The organism is Thalassospira sp. UBA848, assembly GCF_002295455.1.
Classification (GTDB): Bacteria; Pseudomonadota; Alphaproteobacteria; order Rhodospirillales; family Thalassospiraceae; genus Thalassospira.
Genome location: NZ_DBGS01000057.1, coordinates 1,082 through 20,571 on the forward strand (window position 1 = coordinate 1,082; position 19,490 = coordinate 20,571).

The 19,490-nt window shown below is 53.5% G+C and carries 17 protein-coding genes and 2 tRNA genes; 13 read left to right on the forward strand and 6 right to left on the reverse strand.

Going from position 1 to position 19,490, the window contains the following annotated elements; genetic code table 11:
* The first annotated feature begins 22 nt into the window (after positions 1–22).
* Positions 23–2,683 carry a pyruvate, phosphate dikinase gene (gene ppdK / locus B2R48_RS07350; RefSeq protein ID WP_296999166.1) on the forward strand — a complete coding sequence of 887 codons (2,661 nt, stop codon included), beginning with the start codon at positions 23–25 and terminating at the stop codon, positions 2,681–2,683.
* Positions 2,684–2,739: 56 nt separating this feature from the next.
* Here ppdK and B2R48_RS07355 read toward each other — a convergent pair whose 3' ends face one another.
* Positions 2,740–3,417, reverse strand: coding sequence for a hypothetical protein (locus tag B2R48_RS07355; protein WP_296999169.1), 678 nt, complete (start codon positions 3,415–3,417; stop codon positions 2,740–2,742).
* A gap of 140 nt (positions 3,418–3,557) precedes the next feature.
* Positions 3,558–4,472 (reverse strand): YgfZ/GcvT domain-containing protein, encoded by a 915-nt coding sequence (locus tag B2R48_RS07360; protein ID WP_062956209.1) that lies wholly within the window; start codon positions 4,470–4,472, stop codon positions 3,558–3,560.
* 149 nt (positions 4,473–4,621) lie between these two features.
* Between B2R48_RS07360 and B2R48_RS07365 the strand changes: the two genes are divergently transcribed.
* The 7 genes from B2R48_RS07365 to B2R48_RS07395 all read left to right on the forward strand — a co-directional run bounded on the left by B2R48_RS07365 (position 4,622) and on the right by B2R48_RS07395 (position 12,077).
* On the forward strand, positions 4,622–5,662 hold the full coding sequence (locus B2R48_RS07365) for a glycosyltransferase (RefSeq protein ID WP_296999172.1): 1,041 nt from the start codon (positions 4,622–4,624) through the stop codon (positions 5,660–5,662).
* Positions 5,663–5,665: 3 nt separating this feature from the next.
* Positions 5,666–6,637: a glycosyltransferase family 9 protein gene (locus tag B2R48_RS07370; RefSeq protein ID WP_296999174.1), complete on the forward strand. Its 972-nt coding sequence runs from the start codon at positions 5,666–5,668 to the stop codon at positions 6,635–6,637.
* Complete coding sequence (locus B2R48_RS07375) at positions 6,630–7,394, forward strand: glycosyltransferase family 2 protein (protein ID WP_296999176.1); 765 nt, start codon at positions 6,630–6,632, stop codon at positions 7,392–7,394. Before B2R48_RS07370 ends, B2R48_RS07375 begins: the two co-directional genes overlap by 8 nt.
* 52 nt (positions 7,395–7,446) lie before the next feature.
* On the forward strand, positions 7,447–8,475 hold the full coding sequence (locus tag B2R48_RS07380; protein ID WP_296999178.1) for a glycosyltransferase: 1,029 nt from the start codon (positions 7,447–7,449) through the stop codon (positions 8,473–8,475).
* Positions 8,476–8,544: 69 nt separating this feature from the next.
* Complete coding sequence (locus tag B2R48_RS07385; protein WP_296999180.1) at positions 8,545–8,925, forward strand: YkvA family protein; 381 nt, start codon at positions 8,545–8,547, stop codon at positions 8,923–8,925.
* 99 nt (positions 8,926–9,024) lie between these two features.
* Positions 9,025–10,023, forward strand: a complete 999-nt coding sequence (locus B2R48_RS07390; RefSeq protein WP_296999182.1) for an MDR family oxidoreductase — start codon at positions 9,025–9,027, stop codon at positions 10,021–10,023.
* A gap of 89 nt (positions 10,024–10,112) precedes the next feature.
* Complete coding sequence (locus B2R48_RS07395) at positions 10,113–12,077, forward strand: hybrid sensor histidine kinase/response regulator (RefSeq protein WP_296999184.1); 1,965 nt, start codon at positions 10,113–10,115, stop codon at positions 12,075–12,077.
* Between the two features lie 112 nt (positions 12,078–12,189).
* On the opposite strand, the gene B2R48_RS07400 is transcribed toward B2R48_RS07395, so the two are convergent.
* On the reverse strand, positions 12,190–12,843 hold the full coding sequence (locus B2R48_RS07400; RefSeq protein ID WP_062956200.1) for a response regulator: 654 nt from the start codon (positions 12,841–12,843) through the stop codon (positions 12,190–12,192).
* A 292-nt stretch (positions 12,844–13,135) separates the two neighbouring features.
* Entirely contained in the window at positions 13,136–13,879 is a 744-nt protein-coding gene (locus tag B2R48_RS07405; protein ID WP_296999186.1) for a putative metalloprotease CJM1_0395 family protein, read from the reverse strand.
* 234 nt (positions 13,880–14,113) lie between these two features.
* Between B2R48_RS07405 and B2R48_RS07410 the strand changes: the two genes are divergently transcribed.
* Together B2R48_RS07410 and B2R48_RS07415 are read left to right on the forward strand one after the other, a co-directional pair.
* Positions 14,114–15,145: an NAD-dependent epimerase gene (locus B2R48_RS07410; RefSeq protein ID WP_296999188.1), complete on the forward strand. Its 1,032-nt coding sequence runs from the start codon at positions 14,114–14,116 to the stop codon at positions 15,143–15,145.
* Between the two features lie 119 nt (positions 15,146–15,264).
* The gene (locus B2R48_RS07415; protein WP_296999190.1) at positions 15,265–16,854 is read left to right on the forward strand and encodes a hypothetical protein; all 1,590 of its coding nucleotides are present in this window, start codon (positions 15,265–15,267) and stop codon (positions 16,852–16,854) included.
* A 42-nt stretch (positions 16,855–16,896) separates the two neighbouring features.
* Here B2R48_RS07415 and B2R48_RS07420 read toward each other — a convergent pair.
* Positions 16,897–16,971 (reverse strand) — tRNA-Thr (locus tag B2R48_RS07420).
* Positions 16,972–16,999: 28 nt separating this feature from the next.
* Positions 17,000–17,074, reverse strand: a tRNA-Thr gene (locus B2R48_RS07425).
* Positions 17,075–17,265: 191 nt separating this feature from the next.
* Here B2R48_RS07425 and B2R48_RS07430 point away from each other — a divergent pair.
* The 3 genes from B2R48_RS07430 to murA all read left to right on the forward strand — a co-directional run bounded on the left by B2R48_RS07430 (position 17,266) and on the right by murA (position 19,486).
* Entirely contained in the window at positions 17,266–17,427 is a 162-nt protein-coding gene (locus B2R48_RS07430; protein WP_296999192.1) for a hypothetical protein, read from the forward strand.
* A 130-nt stretch (positions 17,428–17,557) separates the two neighbouring features.
* Positions 17,558–18,112: a dCTP deaminase gene (dcd, locus tag B2R48_RS07435; RefSeq protein ID WP_044828071.1), complete on the forward strand. Its 555-nt coding sequence runs from the start codon at positions 17,558–17,560 to the stop codon at positions 18,110–18,112.
* An 81-nt stretch (positions 18,113–18,193) separates the two neighbouring features.
* Positions 18,194–19,486, forward strand: a complete 1,293-nt coding sequence (gene murA / locus B2R48_RS07440; RefSeq protein ID WP_062956195.1) for a UDP-N-acetylglucosamine 1-carboxyvinyltransferase — start codon at positions 18,194–18,196, stop codon at positions 19,484–19,486.
* Positions 19,487–19,490 lie beyond the last annotated feature (4 nt).

Consider the following 19,490-nt stretch of genomic DNA (forward strand, 5'->3'; position numbering starts at 1 on the left):
GACCAGATGAGGAAAAGGCAAGATGACCAAATGGGTTTACGGTTTCGGTGGCGGTAGCGCCGAGGGCCGTTCGGATATGCGTGAACTTCTGGGCGGCAAGGGTGCCAACCTTGCCGAGATGTGCAATCTCGGACTTCCTGTCCCGCCCGGCTTTACCATTACAACCGAAGTCTGCACGGCGTTTTACGACAATAACCGTGCCTACCCGGATGGTCTGAATGCCGAGGTCGAAAGTGCCTTGGCCTCTGTTGAAAAACTTGTGGGCCGCACATTCGGTAATGCCAAGGACCCGCTTCTTGTGTCGGTCCGTTCTGGTGCACGCGCATCCATGCCCGGCATGATGGACACCGTCCTTAACCTTGGTCTGAATGACGAGACGGTCGAAGGTCTGGCAACAGTGTCAGGCGACCGTCGTTTTGCCTATGACAGTTACCGCCGCTTCATTCAAATGTATGGTGACGTCGTTCTGGGCGTTGATCATTATCACTTTGAAGACATCCTTGAGACCGTCAAGGAAGACAAGGGTGTTACCCTTGATACCGACATGGGCGCAGATGACTGGGCCGAAGTCGTTGAGGCATTCAAGAAAAAAGTCAAAACCGAACTGGGCGAGCCATTCCCCCAGGATCCCCGCGAACAGCTGTGGGGTGCCATTGGTGCCGTGTTTGGCAGCTGGATGAATGCGCGTGCCAACACCTATCGTCGTTTGCACAACATCCCGGCCAGCTGGGGCACGGCGGTCAACGTGCAGGCGATGGTCTTTGGCAATATGGGCGATGACTGTGCTACTGGTGTTTGCTTCTCGCGCAACCCGTCAACCGGCGAAGACCGGTTCTATGGCGAATATCTGATCAATGCGCAGGGCGAAGATGTGGTTGCCGGCATTCGCACACCAGCCCCGCTGACCGAGATTGAAAAACAGGAATCCGGTTCGGACCTGATTTCGATGGAAGCTGCCATGCCGGTCGTCTTCAAGGAGCTTTGCGACATCCGCGAAAAGCTTGAATCCCATTACCGCGACATGCAGGACATGGAATTCACCGTTGAGTCCGGCAAGCTTTACATGCTCCAGACGCGTGCGGGCAAGCGCACGGCAAAGGCCGCCTTGCGGATTGCCGTCGAAATGTGCCGCGATGGCGTGATTTCCAAGGAAGACGCCATCAGACGCGTCGACCCGGCACAGCTCGATCAGTTATTGCACCCGACCCTTGATCCCGATGCGGCCCGCAAGGTCGTTGGCATGGGCCTGCCGGCGTCGCCCGGCGCGGCTTCTGGCCAGATCGTCTTTTCGGCCGAGGTTGCCGAAGAATGGGCAGGCAAGGGGCGCAAGGTCATTCTGGTGCGCATCGAAACAAGCCCGGAAGATATCGCGGGCATGCATGCCGCGCAGGGCATTCTGACATCGCGCGGCGGCATGACCAGCCACGCAGCCGTGGTTGCACGTGGCATGGGTACACCGTGCGTTTGCGGTGCAGGTGCGATCAAGATCGACTACGCCAACAAAACCATGATGTCTGGCGGTGTGACCCTTAAGGAAGGGGATGTGATTACCCTTGATGGCGCAACCGGCGAAGTCATGCTGGGCGAAGTTGCGACCCTGAAGCCCGATCTTTCTGGTGATTTCTCGCAGCTTATGGAATGGGCAGACGCCTTGCGTCGCCTTAAAATCCGCACCAATGCCGAAACTCCGGAAGAGGCCGAAACTGCGCGTGGTTTCGGGGCAGAAGGCATTGGCCTTTGCCGGACCGAACACATGTTCTTTGATCCGGAACGCATTGTCTCGATGCGCGAGATGATCCTGGCCGAAACAGAGCAGGGCCGTCGTGCCGCATTGGCAAAACTTCTGCCCTATCAGCGTCAGGATTTTATTGACCTGTTTCGCATCATGAAGGGGCTTCCGGTTACCATTCGCTTGCTGGATCCGCCGCTCCATGAATTCCTGCCGCACGGTGATGCCGAAATTGCCGAGGTGGCCAAGGCCGCCGGTGTGTCAGAGGCCATCGTCAAGCGCCGCCTGCTTGATCTGGCCGAAGCCAACCCGATGCTGGGGCATCGTGGATGTCGCTTGGGGATAAGCTATCCGGAAATCTACGAGATGCAGGCACGTGCCATTTTCGAGGCCGCGATTGAGGTTTCCAAAAACGGTGGCGATCCGGTCATTCCGGAAATCATGATCCCGTTGATCGTTGGCAAAAAGGAACTCGAAATCCTGAAAGGCGCCATCATCAAGGTCGCAGCCGAGGTCGAAGACGAAAAAGGTGCCAAGCTGAAATATCTGGTCGGCACCATGATCGAATTGCCACGTGCAGCATTGCGGGCAGGCGAAATTGCCGAAGAAGCCGAATTCTTCAGCTTCGGTACCAACGACCTCACCCAGACCACGTTTGGTCTGTCACGTGATGACGCGTCGCGCTTCCTTGATACCTATATCTCCAAGGATATCTTTGCGGGCGATCCGTTCGTATCGCTTGATCAGGAAGGCGTTGGTGAACTGGTCAGCATTGCCGCAGAACGCGGCCGTGCGACGCGCGGTGACATCAAGCTTGGCATTTGCGGTGAACATGGTGGTGACCCGGCATCCATCGCCTTTTGCGAGGCACAGGGACTTGATTACGTGTCATGTTCCCCGTACCGCGTGCCGATTGCGCGCCTTGCCGCCGCACAGGCAGCCCTGGGTAAATAAGCGCCAGACGAACATCGTTTCGCGATCACGAACGGCAACGGGAAATCCCGTTGCCGTTATTTTTTGCCTGATTGCGAAGGGGGATCGTTGCGCTGGGCATGGTGTTTCATCACCAGCATGCCGCCCACCGATAGACCAAGAAGCAACAGGATAATGCCGCCAATCTTGAAGATCTTCTCGTAGAGAAGCCGGTTGTGATATTCCGCCTCGCGCAGCTCTTTCAGATGCGTGATCACCGCATCAAGCTGTCCGCGATAACGTAACTCCGGGGCAAGCGTGCTTTCGTATCGTACAGCACGCAAAAGCATGTTCAGGCGTTCTACCGCATCCAGGTAGTTTTCCTCTGTCATGCGGGCCTGTTCGATTGTGGGCCTCAGGACCGGTGTTTCTTCCGAGCCAAGAAAATGACCCGGATAGTTCTTCAGATCCGGCCATTGATGGTCCAGACAGTCACGAACATTGGTAACGATGGCACCACATGGAACAATCTTCTGCGAATAAAATCTAAGCAGCGTGCCAAGCGCCATCTGTTTGATTTGATGACCCTTGCGGTTATAGGCCTCGGTAATTGTCGCGAGTTCTTTTTCGGCCTCGGTTATCGACATTTCAGAAACAGGAACGTCACTCAGGCCAGGCGCAGGTTGCTGGGCTTTCGACATGGCAGGTCCAATGGCAAGCACGCAAAGTACCGCCAAAACGCCCATGCAAGGATGACCCATAATCCAAAGTTTCATTGCAGTTCCCGGTTTCGCATCTCATGCAGGCCCTAAACCTAACATATGGGATTTTGGTTCGTTGAAACAGGTTCGAACGACAAACGGGCCCCGCAAGACGGAGCCCGCTCAAAACGTTTGTCTCTGATTGGTTGTCGGGTTCAGGCGGCATTTTCCGGCAACTGAACCCAGTCAGGGACAGAAACGGTGACCTTCGCATCGCCCGCACGCAGGTCTGCATCATCGTCGACCCGTTCAAGCCGAACAAGTGCCAACCCGAACTCGCCATGGACAGATCGAATGATACCGGCTTCCTTGTCGCCATTCATGATCGGTGTGCCAGTGTTTGGTGCTGGCCCGTCAATCTTGACTGGCAATAGGCGCTTGCGCACAAGGCCGCGATATTTGGTCCGGGCCGTAAGCTCCTGACCCATATAGCAGCCCTTTTTGAAATCCACACCGCCAAGCTCTTCAAAGCCGCTTTCAAGCAGGATGGATTTATCGACTTCCATTTCCTCGCTGCCGTTTGGAATGCCAAGCATCACACGCATCTGGTGATAGGTTTCGACATCGCTTTCCTCGGCACCGATGGCCGCCATTTCGGCAAGCGCATTTTTGGGCAGAAGGACACGTGCACCCATTGCGGCAAGTCGGGGATCAACTGCCTTGATCCCGTCGGCCATATGCGCGGTCGCACCGGGTGTCGCATCCAGCGACAGGGATGAAAGTGCATCTTTGCCAAAGACGGCAATGACATCATAGCTGTCGCTGACATCTGTCAGTTCGGCCTTGGCGCGGAGTTTATACATGCGAAGTTTCTTGAACAGTTCGGCCGCGCGCTCGCCATTCTCGCCGCGCTCGCATTCTATCAGCAAGCTGTCTTCATCCTGATGATAGATAAAGAAATCAAACAGGAACTTGCCCTGCGGCGACAACAGCGCGCCATAGCCCGATTTCTCGGGCGAAATGGTTTCGATATTGTTTGATACCAGCCCTTGCAGGAAGCTGACCCGGTCCGGGCCGCTGACCCGGATCACCGCGCGATCCGGCAAAAGGGCGTATAATGTCTCACTCATGATGTTTATGGCTCCGGTAAATCGGAATTGTTTGAGCGGAATGTGGGGTAATCACAGAATTTTCGCAAGAGCTGTCTGTGCGGATAAGGGCCGGGTAAGCTATAAGAAAACCCTTCATAAAACGCCGTCGAACGGATAGAACCAAACTTATGAAAATCTTGATGCTTGATCAGTCCATCGGCTTTGATCCCAAGGATCGCGAAGCCCGTCCTCTCGGAACATGCCAGCGCGCTTTCATTGCCCTGGCAGAGTCCCTTGTTGCCCGTGGTCACAAGGTCGAAGCGCGCCGTAATGGTGGCATCGACAAGGACATGCATGGCGTTGCCTGGCGACAGCTTGAAGCTGAACTGCCACCCTTTGGCGGTGATGCGGTCAATACCGTGATTGTCTGGCGCGATCCGGCGTTGCTCAACCACGCTTCTGTCCCCGAAGATGCAAACATCGTGTTCTGGTTTGATGGTGACCCGGCTCGGTTGAATGCGGATGATGTGCGTTTGGTCCTGCAGGAAAAGAAAGTTCAGGTCATCTTTACCGATGATGCGCAGGCAAATGCCTTTGATGCTGAACTCGCCAAAAAGCCGGTGGTCGTCAAACCGGGCGCGACAACATCCTTTGTCATGGCATCGAACATGCACTGGGCATTTGAATCGCGTGATGAACTGGCCGTAACCGTTGCCAATAGCTCCACCGGCATTGCCCAGATCATTCGCATTTGGGAAACGTACGTTGCGCCCAAAGCACCGAATGCGATTCTTGAAGTCTATGCTTATGACCTGTTTAGTGCCATGGCCGGTGAAAACGACAGCGTATCAGATGACCTGCTTGATATGGTGCGATCCGCCGTCGACAAGGGGGTAAGGGTTCACCATCCCAAGCCTGAGGCTGATATGGCCGAAACCGTTGCCAATGCACGCGCGTTCCTGCATCACGGCAAGTATGGGACAGATTATGTCGGGCAGTGGCTTGTCGATGCACTGGGGGCGGCAACACCGGTTGTCTCCTATGGCGGGATTGCCAAAAGCCGGGTTGAGGATGGCAAGACGGGTTACATCGTCCCGGACGAGGCGGCATTTGGCAATATCACAACGCAGCTTCTGACCGATCGTTCCTTCTTTGCCAGCCAGTCCGAAGCCGCGCGCAATGATCGCCGCGAATGGATCCATGTCGCTGGCGAGCTGGAGAAACTGTAAGCCGTGCGCCTGCTGTTCATAACGTCAAACCGTCTGGGCGATGCGGTGCTTTCGACATCGGTTCTGCGCCATTATGTCGAAACCTATCCCGGTATCCGCGTGACGGTCGCCTGCGGCCCGGTTGCTGCACCGATTTTCGAAGGTGTTCCAAACCTCGAACGCATCATCAAAATGCCAAAGCAAAAGCGCGGTGGCCATTGGTGGAAGCTCTGGAAATCGGTCGTCCTGAACTGGTGGGACATCATCGTCGATCTGCGCGGCAGTGCGACCGCCTATGTATTGCCGGGTTGGAAACGGGTGGTGTTGCCGGGGAATGATGACAGTATGCATCGGCTGGAACAGTTGGGCAAAATGATCGGTGTTGAACCACCACCCCTCCCACAAGTCTGGATTGGTCAAAAGGAACGGGATCGGGCACAGCAGATATTGCCAAAGACGGGGCGACCTTTGTTGGTTGTTGGGCCAACTTCAAACTGGGTGGGAAAAACTTGGCATCCCGAAAGGTTCATAGAGGCGATTTCACTGCTGACAGGTGCAGGATGTGTGCTTGAAGGGGCACACGTCCTGTTGGTTGGTGCCCCAAACGAGCGCGAGATGGCAGCTCCTGTTCTTCAGTCAATTCCTGAAGAACAACGGTCGGAGATATTCGGGAACGAGAGCCTCCTGACCGTGATGGCTTGTCTTGAACGTGCTGACTTGTATCTCGGAAATGACTCTGGCCTCATGCATATGGCAGCGGCGTCAGGCTGCCCGACAATCGGACTTTTCGGTCCATCACGCGACGAACACTATAGGCCTTACTCCAAATGGGGCCGGGCAGTTCGGACAGACTGGTCTTTCGACAAGATCATTGCAAACCGTGAGAGCCACTTATCGAAAGAGAATCTGATGGAAACCTTGCCGGTTTCCAAAGTTGTCGAAGCAGCAATTCAATTGGTCAATGACCATCGCAAGCAGGAACAGGTCAATGACTGACAAAAGACCCAGCATTTCGGTTGTTATTTGTGCCCACAACGAAGAAGCCCGTTTGGCTGCATGCTTGGAAAAAGTCAGTTTTGCCGACGAGATTGTTGTGGTGTGTGACAAATGCACTGACCGCACAGAAGAGATCGCAAAACAGTTCGGTGCAAAGACGGTTACGGGCAGTTGGACTATCGAGGGCCATCGTCGCAACAAGGCCATCGAAGAGGCAACCAGCGACTGGATATTCGAATTGGATGCTGACGAGCATGTGAATGAGGAACTGGCACAATCAATTAAGGCTGCGGTCATTAGTGACGCATATGATCGCTATTTGATCCCGGTTGACAACTATGTTGGCCAGCGACTGGTGCGCTATGGATGGGGGGCGTCGTTTGGAACATCTGCGGTTTGGCGGCTGTTCAAAAAGGGGTCCAAGGTTTGGGGAGAGCAGCGTGTCCATCCGTCGATCAAGTTTACAGGTCGCCAGGGGCCCAAGCTTGATGGCGCGTTGATCCATTTTGTTGACCGTAATATCTCAGACATGATCCGCCGGTTTGACAGCTATACCTCTGCGCGTGCCGCTGATCTGCGTGCCGGCGGAAAGATTGGCAGTTTCGCCCATAACTTCCGACGCATCATCTCGCGCTTCTGGCGCTGTTTTGTGTCGCGCAAGGGATACAAGGAAGGTGGGTTAGGCTTTTTGATTGCGCTGTTGGCAGCCCTGTTCCCGATGGTGTCCTATCTCAAGGCGCGCTATGACGACGAGTAACATGGCTGTACCAGAGCCCTGTTGTTTTTAATTTTGGGTATTGGGACCTGTGATGCGCGCCAAAAAACAGCTCAGAATTGCTCAGGTAGTCGCGAGTACCGGAAATGGTGGATTGGAGCGGCATGCCTATGATCTATCTGACGGTCTTGTCTCCAAAGGTCATGATGTAACCTTTTTGACAACGGCCACGCTTATGCCGCGAGTACCCAGCAATGTGCGGGCAGTTGAACTGCCTTTGGACGGCAACCGCAACAATCCTGCGGTGTTATATCGGCTTTGGCGGGAACTGCGCGATGGAAAATTTGACATTGTGCATGCTCAGGGAAGCAAGGCCGCTCAGATGGTTTCGCGCGTCAAATGGGCGCTGCCAGCAGGTGTAAAAACCATTGGTACTTTGCACAATCAGAAAAGAAATGTTCAGGCATTTCGTAAACTTGATCACGCAATCGGTGTGAGCAAGGCTCTTTCCAAAGACATCAACCGAGACAACTGTACGACAGTCTATCACGGTTTGAAAACCGAGCTATGGCAAGACGAGCTGCCGACAGCAAAAAGAAACAATCGTCTGTTGATGTTGGCTGTTGGGCGGCTGGTTGAGGCAAAGGGTTTTGATTTGTTGCTGTCAGCTTGGACCAATGTCGATGCCGACCTTCTGATTGTTGGAGATGGTCCGGACAAAGAACTTCTTGAAAATCAGATCAAGAAACTTGGTTTGGAGGGAAAAGTGACCCTCCAAGGCCGCGTAGAGAACGTGCCAGGGTACATGAAGGCTGCTGACGGTGTTGTGGTATCATCTCGTCGCGAAGGGTTTTCATATGTTGTCGCTGAGGCACTCCTTTGCCGTTGTCCTGTCGTTTCGACAGATGTTCCGGTTGCCAATGAGGTTCTTGATAAAAGTCTGATAATGGGGACAGACCCCAGAAGCATATCTGATACGCTATGTCGGTTGATTGATGATATCGAAGCTTGGCGTAGGCAATGCGAAAGTGCATTCGAATTTGCGTTAGACGAATTTGTTTTCGAGAAAATGCTCGAAAAAACGGAGCGGTTGTATTTCGATCTTCTCGACGCTCGGCATTAAGAGGCCTCTTGAGACTCCATGTCGGTTATTGCGGTGGCGCTGCTAAATTGATTGGACGGATCAAAATCTGTGAAAAATGCCTCGGCCTGGATGATCATCCCCAAACTGTTACGCACCCTGGTGCGCAAGGATGTTGCACTTAAACCCAAGTTGTTGCTAATCGCCGGATTGGTTTATCTGATCAGTCCGATTGATCTGTTGCCTGATATTCTGTTGGGGTTTGGTTGGCTCGATGATCTCGTGATTGTGCCGTTTTTGGGGTGGCTATCGTACCGAAGTCTGCCCAAGGGGGTGCAAAGTGAAATCGTGCCTGACAATACGGAAAACCGGGCAACCTCACGCCGGATGCTGATCTATCTCGGTATTTTGCTGGTCGTGGTTGTTGTCATAGCGATGATGGGGGATGCCAATACCTCGTTTGAACCGGTTAATAGCCCCACGACAAATTGAAGCTCCCCACGTTGCAAAAGTTGTGTGCGTGTTTGACGCATCGCGCCCAGACCCATACTCTTGATTGATCATCTGAACAGATCAGACTGGGAGGAACTCATGGGCGAAGCATTCCGAGCATTGGTGCTAGACCAGAACGAAAATGGTGTTTCAGCAGAATTCAGGGACTTGACCACAGATGACCTCCCGGAGGGTGAGGTTCTGGTGCGGGTCAAATGGTCGACACTGAACTATAAGGACGGCATGGTCCTGAACGGTTTGGGGCGTCTTGTTAGGAACTATCCGCATGTCCCTGGCATTGATTTTTCTGGCGAGGTCGTTTCATCGAGTGATGATCGCTACAAACCCGGCGATGACGTTTTGCTGACCGGCTGGCGGGTTGGTGAGGCGCATTGGGGCGGGTACGGACAGCTTGCGCGGGTAAAGTCTGACTGGCTGGTGCCGTTGCCTGACGGGCTGGATGCATCACAGGCGATGGCGATTGGCACCGCTGGCTTTACCGCAATGCTGGCCGTCATGGCGCTTGAAGAGCAGGGTGTATCAAAAGACCAGGAGGGAGAGGTGCTTGTGACCGGCGCCGCAGGTGGTGTCGGTTCCGTTGCTGTTTCCATCCTTTCATCGCTTGGATACCGGGTGGCGGCATCGACCGGGCGGGAAGAAACCCACGCTTATCTTCGTGACCTTGGCGCGACCACGATCATTGACCGAAATGAACTTACTGATACAAGCAAGCCGCTTCTGGCAGAACGCTGGGTCGGGGCGATTGACAGTGTTGGCAGCACCACCCTTGCCCATCTGCTTTCGGAAATGAAGTATCATGGGGTTGTTGCTGCTTGCGGGCTTGCGGGTGGACCAGACTTGCCCGGAACGGTTATTCCATTCCTGTTGCGGGGCGTGAAACTGATCGGCATTGATTCGGTAATGTGCCCCTATGACACGCGCCTTCGCGCCTGGCAGCGACTGGCGCATGAACTTCCAAAGGATCAATTGGCAGCGGCAACGACCAAGATCGCACTTTCAGATATTCTTCCGTGGGGAGAGAAGATCCTGAAAGGTCAGGTAAAGGGTCGTTTGCTTGTTGATGTTCAGGATTGCTAGCAGCATCAAAACCATGCAGAATCAAAGGGTTTTCAATCCCGCTGTTAAGGATTGAAAACCCGTTCTTTTGTTAGTTGGAATTGAAAACGATGCCTGACCAACGGTTTCGAATTCTTCTTGTTGAAGATAATCCCGGGGATGCGTTTCTTGTTCGCACCCTGCTTGAAGAAACCGGTGAAGCGTTTGATGTTGAACATCGAAGTGACCTTGCATCTGCAATGGCTGTTCTGAATAGCGACGGTGCAGAGGCATTGTTTGACGTGGTTCTATTGGATCTGACATTGCCGGATTCATCGGGCGTTGACACCATCAGTCGCATTCGCAATTGCGCCAATGTCGCGCCAGTAGTGGTCCTGACAGGCCACAAGGATGAAGAACTGGCTTTCGAGGCCCTTCAACACGGTGCTGAAGACTACCTGACCAAGGAATTTCCGGATGGTCGTACAATCCGGCGTTCGATCCGCTACGCGATCGAGCGATCACGTGCCGAGCGTGCGCTTAAGGAAAGTGAAGAACGTTACCGTAAACTGGTCGAGCTCGCGCCAGAACTGATCTCGGTTCTGAGTGGTGAAGAAATTGTCTATATGAACCAGCAAGGTGTCACCATACTGGGGGCAGGTGACAGTGACAAACTGGTCGGGCGATCCTTCATGGAAATGGTCCATCCCTCGAGCCGCGAAACTCTTGAAGAGTATATTTCGCGCTACCAGAACGGATATCCGGGGCGTGCTGATTTCACAATTATCTGTCAACGCCCGGAGGGTGAGAATGTCGAACTAGAAGTCTCGGCCATTGCCTTCACCCACGAGGGGGCTCCCGCCATGCTGATGTTGGCCGAGGACGTTACAGAAAAACGCAAGGTCGAACGCCAGCTGGTCCAGACCTCGAAGCTTGCAACACTTGGCGAGATGGCGGCCTCGGTTGCCCACGAAATGAACCAGCCGCTAAATGTGATCCGCATGGCAGCAGATACCTGTGCCTTGCAGTATGAGCTCAACGCCGTGAAACCGGCCTTTCAAAAAGAACGGCTTTCGCTGATCAGTTCGCAGACTGAGCGCATGTCCGAGATCATAAAGCACCTTCAGATTTACAGCCGCCCAGATGATGACGATTTTGCACCATTTGATGTCATGAAAGCGGTTGAACGTGCAGTGGACATGGTTGAGCACGACTGTCGCTTGTCGGGCATTGCGATTGATGTTGTGCCGCCCCGGCAACGTTGCTTTGTAAATGGGCGGCAGGTTCAACTGGAACAGGTGCTGGTCAACATGCTGAGCAACGCGCGTGATGCGATCAACGAGAACGGTGATGACGCCGGAAGCATCGGCGGCCTGATCCGTGTCAGCGCAATGATCGACGACGCCGGAAAAACATTGAAACTGGCGGTCAATGATAATGGTGGCGGTGTACCTGAAGCCGCCATTGACCTGTTGTTCCATCCATTCTTCACGACCAAGGACGTCGGTAAGGGGACCGGGCTTGGCCTGTCTGTCAGTTTCGGCATCGTGGAGGCGATGGGCGGTCGCATTGATGTACGCAACGAGGGGGATGGCGCGTGTTTTGAAATCACCCTTCCGCTTGTTGACATCGGTGTTACCGAAGACGACGCGATCTCAGAGAGCATGCTCGATAATGGTTGGTTGTCCAGTCTGCCGACCAATGCGAAGGCACGTGGCAATATCCGCGTTCTTGTCGTCGATGACGAACTTGATGCCATGGAAATCATATCCGGATACCTGGAGGCACAGGGTTTCAATGTATCTGCAGCAAGCAATGGGGAAGATGCACTGGCACTGGCCGGTGTTTTCCAGCCTGATATCCTGATTACCGACATTCGTATGCCGCAAATGGATGGTAACTCGCTGGTCAGGGAGCTCCGCGGACGGAATCCCGCATTGCCGGTCATCGTCATGACAGGTCACCCCGGGGATGCCGAAAAACCTGTCGAAGATGAAGAGGGCTCTGACGCACCCGTCATGGTGATGTCCAAGCCACTTAACCTCAGAGAGCTTCTGGCAACACTTGATGAGCTTTGCAAGGTATTTGCGGTGTAACCGTCAAGGCTGGATTGAGCCACACGAAAAGCTCATGAAACTATACGCGCAAAGGAAAAAGCCCGGCAGCAAGCCGGGCTTTGTCGTGTTTTGTCGCTGGTGTTGACCGCGATCAGGCTTCCCAGCCCAACTGCATGGCAATTTTAACCGCTTGCGTGCGGTTGGCAGCGCCCAGCTTTTTAAAGATCCCTGTCAGGTGCACCTTGACGGTGATTTCCCGAACAGTGAGCTGCTTGGCGATTTCCTTGTTGGAAAGCCCCTTGGTAAGAAGCCCGAGGACTTCACGTTCACGATTTGTGAGCTGGCGCAAGGGATTGTCCGGTGCCAGGCCGTCGAGATCGATCTCACCCGGGCGAATTTGTGTGCCATCATCTTCCAGCAAGGCAGATGGTATGTATTTTTCACCAGAGAGTATCAAGCGCAGTGCATTGATCAGCGACTTGCCCGAAAGTGTTTTTGGCAGATAACCAGACGCGCCATGTTCCAGCGCGTTTAGAACATCACTTCGCTTGACGGAGCCCGACAGGATGACGACCGGAATTTCCGGGTGCTTCTGGCGCATGACAGTCAACCCAGACAATCCATTCATGCCGGGCATGTTCAGGTCCAGGATTGTCAGATCGACATTGCCTTCGCCGTCAACAACAGAAAGTGCTTCTGCGAAGTCTTTCGCCTGCGCGACTTCTACTTCCGGCGCTGCGAGTTTTAGGAAGGAAGTGATCCCGTCTCTGACGAGGTCATGATCGTCTGCTAGCAGGATGTTCATTTTTATGCCGTACCTGTTCTTGTCCAAAGCTCACTACCAAAAATGGGAAGAGTGGCCCCGGAAACGCGATCCGTACTAGAGATACGAATTCGCGCGATTCTGATATTTTCAATCCAAGCGTCCCCCCCGGACGCGAGCGCAGCATTCAACAAAACCGTGCCCCTGTCAAACGGCAGGATAGTTTTTGATTTCGGTGGCTATCCATCTGAATAGGTGCATTGGCGCAAGGGTAAGTGTTCATTCGCACGTTGAATAGTATATCAGAGGGTTGGAAGGAACCGTGAGAGCAAAATTAGACAGTGATTGAAAGGTTCTGTCGTGCGCCGTTACGAGATGTCTCATCGACTTCTGCGGATTCTTTGGTAGTACCGTTTATTTCCATACCATCAGCGGTTGCTCTTTGCAGGCTGGCCTGCCGGAAAGCAGCCATGTCTGCTCCTGACGGTGCGTTGGGTGCAAGTGCCGCATTCTGCAATGTGGCCAGCGCTCGGTCGCGATCTGCTGCAGTGCCGGAAACAGAAACGCTGACATCGACATGTCCACCAATAGCATAGGCGTTGCCATCTGGTCCAACCTGATAGGTATATTGCGGTGCAGAGCCATATGGACCGGCTGCCGCTGCATGAGCTTGTTCTTCTTGGCGTACAGCAGAATCACGGGCCCGGAGTTGATTAACCACAGCTTCCTCTGCCGGGTCGAGGTCTCGGCTGGCTGAATTGTTGCCTTGCGAACTGTTATTCTTTTCGTTGGCTTCCACAGCTTCGCGGTATTCCGCGCGGCTTACCCCACCGGCAACAGCCTGTGCTTCGGTCAGTGTGCGCGGATCAACAATGCGCGTACGTGCACTGTCCGACCCGGAACCTGCGACAGAATAGGGTGACTGGTTTGTGGCGTTGCCGCCTTGGCGTTGAAGTTGGACAGCTTCATACTCAGCCAGCACACGCCCATCAGCGGTTTGCGCGATTTCCCGAACATTCAGGATAACGCCCAGTCCGCCTCCATTTGGATTGGCTATGGTTTGACCTGCTGAAATCATCTGTCGCTACGTCGTATTACGTTCAAAGCTGAAATGGAAAAGAAGGATACGATACCAGAAAAGCTGTCTTGAGTCTCGGATTACGATTCAGGGTCTGATTTCCACCATCTCGCACGCATATTGTGGCGGTTGATGGCTTGCGCATGTGTACCCTTGCTGGTATCAGAAATTCCAAATTTTCCAGTGACGCAGTATGCGTCCCAAAGTGTAATTCAATCAGGAATTCTGACGCGCATGTCCGACTTTATCATTCCAGCCAATGAAAAAGTACTCGTCACCGGTGCTGCCGGTTTTATCGGTTCCCATCTTTGCCTGAAATTGCTGGAACAAGGGGCGACCGTGGTCGGGCTTGATAACGTTAATGACTATTATGACGTGAACCTCAAGGAAGCGCGTCTTGCACGGCTGGAAGGCAAGCCCGGTTACAAGTTCGTCCGAATGGATCTCGAAAACCGCGATGGCATAGCCGATCTGTTCGCCACTGAAAAGCCGACCTATGTGGTCAATCTGGCGGCCCAAGCCGGGGTGCGCTACTCGATTGAAAACCCGCATGCCTATATCGATGCCAACCTTGTTGGCTTCACCAATATCCTCGAAGGATGCCGCCACAACAATGTGAAGCATCTGGTGTACGCATCCAGCAGCTCGGTCTATGGCATGAATACGGAAATGCCGTTCTCCGTTCATCACAATGTCGATCATCCGATAAGCTTGTATGCGGCATCGAAAAAAGCCAATGAGCTGATGGCCCATACCTACAGCCATCTCTATCGCTTGCCGACCACCGGCCTTCGTTTCTTTACGGTTTACGGTCCATGGGGGCGCCCGGACATGGCACTGTTCCTGTTCACGAAGGCAATCCTGGAAGGCAAACCGATCAACGTGTTTAACGAAGGCAGGATGCGCCGCGACTTCACCTATATCGATGATATCGTCGAAGGGGTCTATCGCTGCATCTCGACTGTTGCCCAGCCGAACCCGAACTGGAACTCGGCCAAGCCCGATCCGGCAACCAGCTCGGCACCTTATCGGGTGTTTAATATCGGCAATAACAACCCGGTCGAGTTGATGTATATGATCGAAACGATCGAGAAGGCGCTTGGCAAAACGGCAGAGAAAAACATGCTGCCGATGCAGGATGGCGACGTTCCGGCAACCTATGCCGATGTTGATGCCCTGACCGATGCCGTCGGTTTCAAACCAGCCACTTCAATTGAAACCGGTATTGGCAATTTCGTGGAATGGTATCGCAGTTTCTACGGATGAACGGTCCAGAGGTTTGAACTGTAACCGTGAATTCATAGTTTCGAGCTGACCACTTTTTCGTTGCAGGTTCATTGCCTGTCTTCGATTATCTGAACAACTTCAGATTGCAGGTGGCAGGGATGCGTTCGAAAACGAGCTCACATACAGACAAAGCATCTTTATGGCTGGGCAAACCGGCCCACAAATTCACTTCAGGTTTCTTTGCCAGTTTGTCGGTTTTTTGGGCGATCTGTGCCGTTATTGAGGGCGCAGGCATATTGCACGCGTTCGATATTAATTGGACCGATGTTCTTTTGGGGCGATCACACTCGGCAACCGTAAGTGTTTTTGGTTTTACCTTTTCACTGATATTGGGCTTCTGGTTCTATTCGTTTTCAACTCATCCGACCCGGCGAGATGCCTTGTATGGTCTGGTTGGCTGTATTGCCGCAGCATTCCTTTGGTATCAACTGATACAGGATTTCCCTTCTTCCATGAACGAAGTGGACCTTTCGTGGTTATGGCTTTCAATTGTTCTCAGCTGCCTTTTCATTCAACTGACCCGAAGACTTTACGCGAAAAGAATGCTCCTGTTCATTGCTCTTTGTTTGACTGTGCCTGTCGTTGCAGAAGTCTTACTTGGGGATGATTGGAATGTGCCGTTGTATGTATCGGCTTATTGGTTGAGCCAGGAAGGCGCATGGTCGCCACTGTCTGCCGTTTTCTTTATTATGTTTCCGATATGTTTGTTGGCGTGGCGAGCAGACCAAATCGAACTTGGATACAAATTCAAAAGACGTGCCCTTGCATGGGTCTCAACGCAGGCAAGTTTGTCCCACGCGATTTTCCGCCCCGTGAATAGCCAAAATCTCTATTGGCGAAAGCAATCATTCGTTTTCTTATTGGTTCTGATCGGTCTCATTGGCGACAGGGTCGAGTTGGGTCATATTGGGTTCTTGTTGACCTTGCTGGGGGGCTTGTCCCTTCCTCTTTTGCTGGCCCGGATAGTTGAGGCCAAAGGACGCAGTCGACGTGAAAGTCGCAAAAAGTTGTGTTATGTGTGGGTTTGTCTAATGCTTCCACTGATTCTTCTGGGGGCGATAATTTCAGACGCATTGTTTTTTGTTTTCACGTTTGCCTGTTTTTCCGCTGCTCTCCGCTTCCAGCACAAAGGTAGCGGTCCGACACGATCTGCCGATTTTTCTTACAGCTTAACTGCGTACGTTTGTTCGGTGGTCTACAATGCAGTTTTTCTTCTGTTTATAGCCCTTCTGGCATGGGTTTTGGGAATGTTGATGCCGTCGCTATGGGGCTATCGGGACTTGCTTGATTTGCAGGCCTTCGACCTTCTCATTTTCAGTTCTTTGACCGCCATTGCTTTGGTTGGTTTGTTCGCAAAACTTCGTGGTGGCTGGGAAAAGTCGTATTCAGATGCCGTTCTCGCCGGTTTCTTTGTGTTTGTGTATTTTTTCTTTGTTGACGGAAAATCGCCGGGACTGTCAGGAGGCTTGGCCATAACAACGATGCTGGTCGTAACCATATTTGGCGCCACGGCTATTGAGATCATTGATCGACGTAAGGGCTTTGGTCTTGCACTTTTGAATGCTGGCAGGGAGACTTACTTGTGGGCGATTGGGTGCCCAACTGTCCTTATTCCGCTGCTAGTTATCAGCATACTTGTAAGCGCACTTCACAGAATGCGCTTTTTTACCATCAACTACCTAATGTAGCGCAGTAGTCGTTTGCGTGTAAAAGCGGAATAGATTGGAAAATGGTGCTGCTGGGGAGATTTGAACTCCCGGCCTCTCCCTTACCAAGGGAGTGCTCTACCCCTGAGCTACAGCAGCCCGATAAACAGGCTGGACCGGTGGGCAATGGTGCTGCTGGGGAGATTTGAACTCCCGGCCTCTCCCTTACCAAGGGAGTGCTCTACCCCTGAGCTACAGCAGCATGAGCCCTTGCGGTGCGGGCGGGTTATAGGCCACGTATCCGTAATTGGTCAAGCCTGAATTGTGCGAAGTTTTTCGATTGTTCCCGTGGCAGGCCTTTTCGCCCTGTTTTCGTCATGATCGGCTGTAATTTTTCGCGTGTTGTTTTATAACGGGGCAATCATTCAATCCCGCAAAAAATCTGACGGAACCATGACTGCCAAGAAATCCGATATGCGCCCCGCCGTGAACGAGGAACGCCTGAAGCGTGAAGCCGAAGCTCTGCGCGCAAATCTGGCCAAGCGCAAGCAGCAGCAACGCTCGCGCAAAAGCGATCCACAAGGTCCGGCCACCGAAGAAAAACCTGAGGACTGATCACGCGCATCATTTTTCATCCCCCTTGTTTGCCGCGGGTGCATCGTTTGGTTGATCTTGATGCCGACGGGCGGGTAAAACCAAGGGTGTTATACGCGGTTGGGATTTTCGCAAAAACAGGGGTGGCACTATGTCGGTAAGACCGGATCACTGGATACGCCAGATGGCGCAGGAAAAGGGCATGATCGAACCGTTCGTGGACGGTTTCAAGCGCGATGGTGTGATTTCCTATGGTGTCAGTTCATACGGCTATGACGCCCGTGTGGCGGACGAGTTCAAGATTTTCACCAATGTCGACTCGGCCATCGTCGATCCCAAGGAATTTTCCGACGACGGGTTTGTAAATCGCAAGACCGACGTTTGCGTGATCCCGCCCAACAGTTTTGCCCTGGCGCGCACCGTGGAATATTTCCGTATCCCGCGTGACACGCTGGTGATCTGTTTGGGGAAATCGACTTATGCCCGTTGTGGCATCATCGTCAATGTCACGCCGCTTGAACCCGAATGGGAAGGGCATGTGACGCTTGAATTTTCCAACACAACCCCGCTTCCTGCGCGCATTTATGCCAATGAAGGGGCCTGTCAGTTCATTTTCCTTAAGGCGGAAAGTGAATGCGATACCTCCTATGCGGACCGTGCAGGGAAATATATGGGCCAAAAAGGTGTCACATTGCCGCGCCTGTGATAAAGGGATGGCACAAATCTGGTGGTGAACCACCGAGACACGCGTTTGCTGTGCCAATGCGCACAGCACAAAGAGGACTGAATGGACAAGATCAAGATTTCCGGTGGTCGCCGGCTGCAGGGCAAAATTGCAATCGGCGGTGCCAAGAACGCGGCTTTGCCCTTGATGGCAGCAGCCCTGCTGACAGATGAAACGCTGACGTTATCGAACCTGCCGCATCTGGCAGACATCACCTCGATGGCCAACCTTCTGGCGCAGCATGGTGTGGCGTTGCATCTGAACGGGCATGCACCCAATGGTGGGCACAATGGTCGCGTTCTGGAAATGACCGCCAAGGAAATCACCTCGACCACGGCGCCATACGATCTGGTGCGCAAAATGCGTGCCTCTGTTCTGGTGCTGGGGCCGATTGTCGCACGCTGCGGTGTTGCGCGTGTGTCGCTTCCTGGTGGGTGTGCGATTGGTAACCGCCCGGTTGATCTGCATCTTAAGGCGCTCGAAGCCATGGGCGCAGAAATTCACCTGACGGAGGGTTACATCGAAGCCCGCGCACCAGAAGGCCTCAAAGGTGGGCATATCCTGTTCCCGCAGGTTTCGGTCGGCGCAACGGAAAATGCCCTGATGGCCGCATCGCTTGCCGATGGTGTTGTAACGATTGGCAATGCGGCGCGTGAACCCGAAGTTTCCGACCTGGCCCATTGTCTTGTTGCTATGGGTGCCGAAATCGAGGGCATCGGTACCGACACCCTGAAGGTCACCGGTAAGCCGCGCCTGCATGGTGCGGAATATTCAGTTGTCCCGGATCGTATCGAAACCGGCACCTACGCGATTGCCGCCGCCATCACCGGTGGCGAAATCGAACTCACCGGCACGCGCCTTGAGCTGATCGACAGCCTTGTTGACGCCATGCGGGCAGCAGGTGTTGAAATCGAAGAGACCGAAGACGGCATGAAGGTGCGTGGCAACCGCGCGACGCTCAAGGGTGTCGATGTCATGACCGAACCCTATCCCGGCTTCCCGACCGATATGCAGGCGCAGTTCATGGCGCTGATGTCGGTGGCCAACGGTGCATCCATGATCACCGAAACAATTTTTGAAAACCGCTTCATGCATGTCCCGGAACTCAGCCGTATGGGCGCGGATGTTAACGTGCATGGTCGCTCGGCGATTGTGCGCGGCAGTGCAAAGCTTTCCGGTGCCGAAGTTATGGCAACCGATCTTCGTGCCTCCGTTTCGATGGTGCTTGCAGGCTTGGCAGCCGAAGGCGAGACGGTTATTAACCGTGTTTACCATCTCGACCGTGGTTATGAGCGGCTTGAAGAAAAACTTAGCTCCTGTGGGGCGCAGATCGAACGTGTCCGGGTTCCAGCCTGATTTT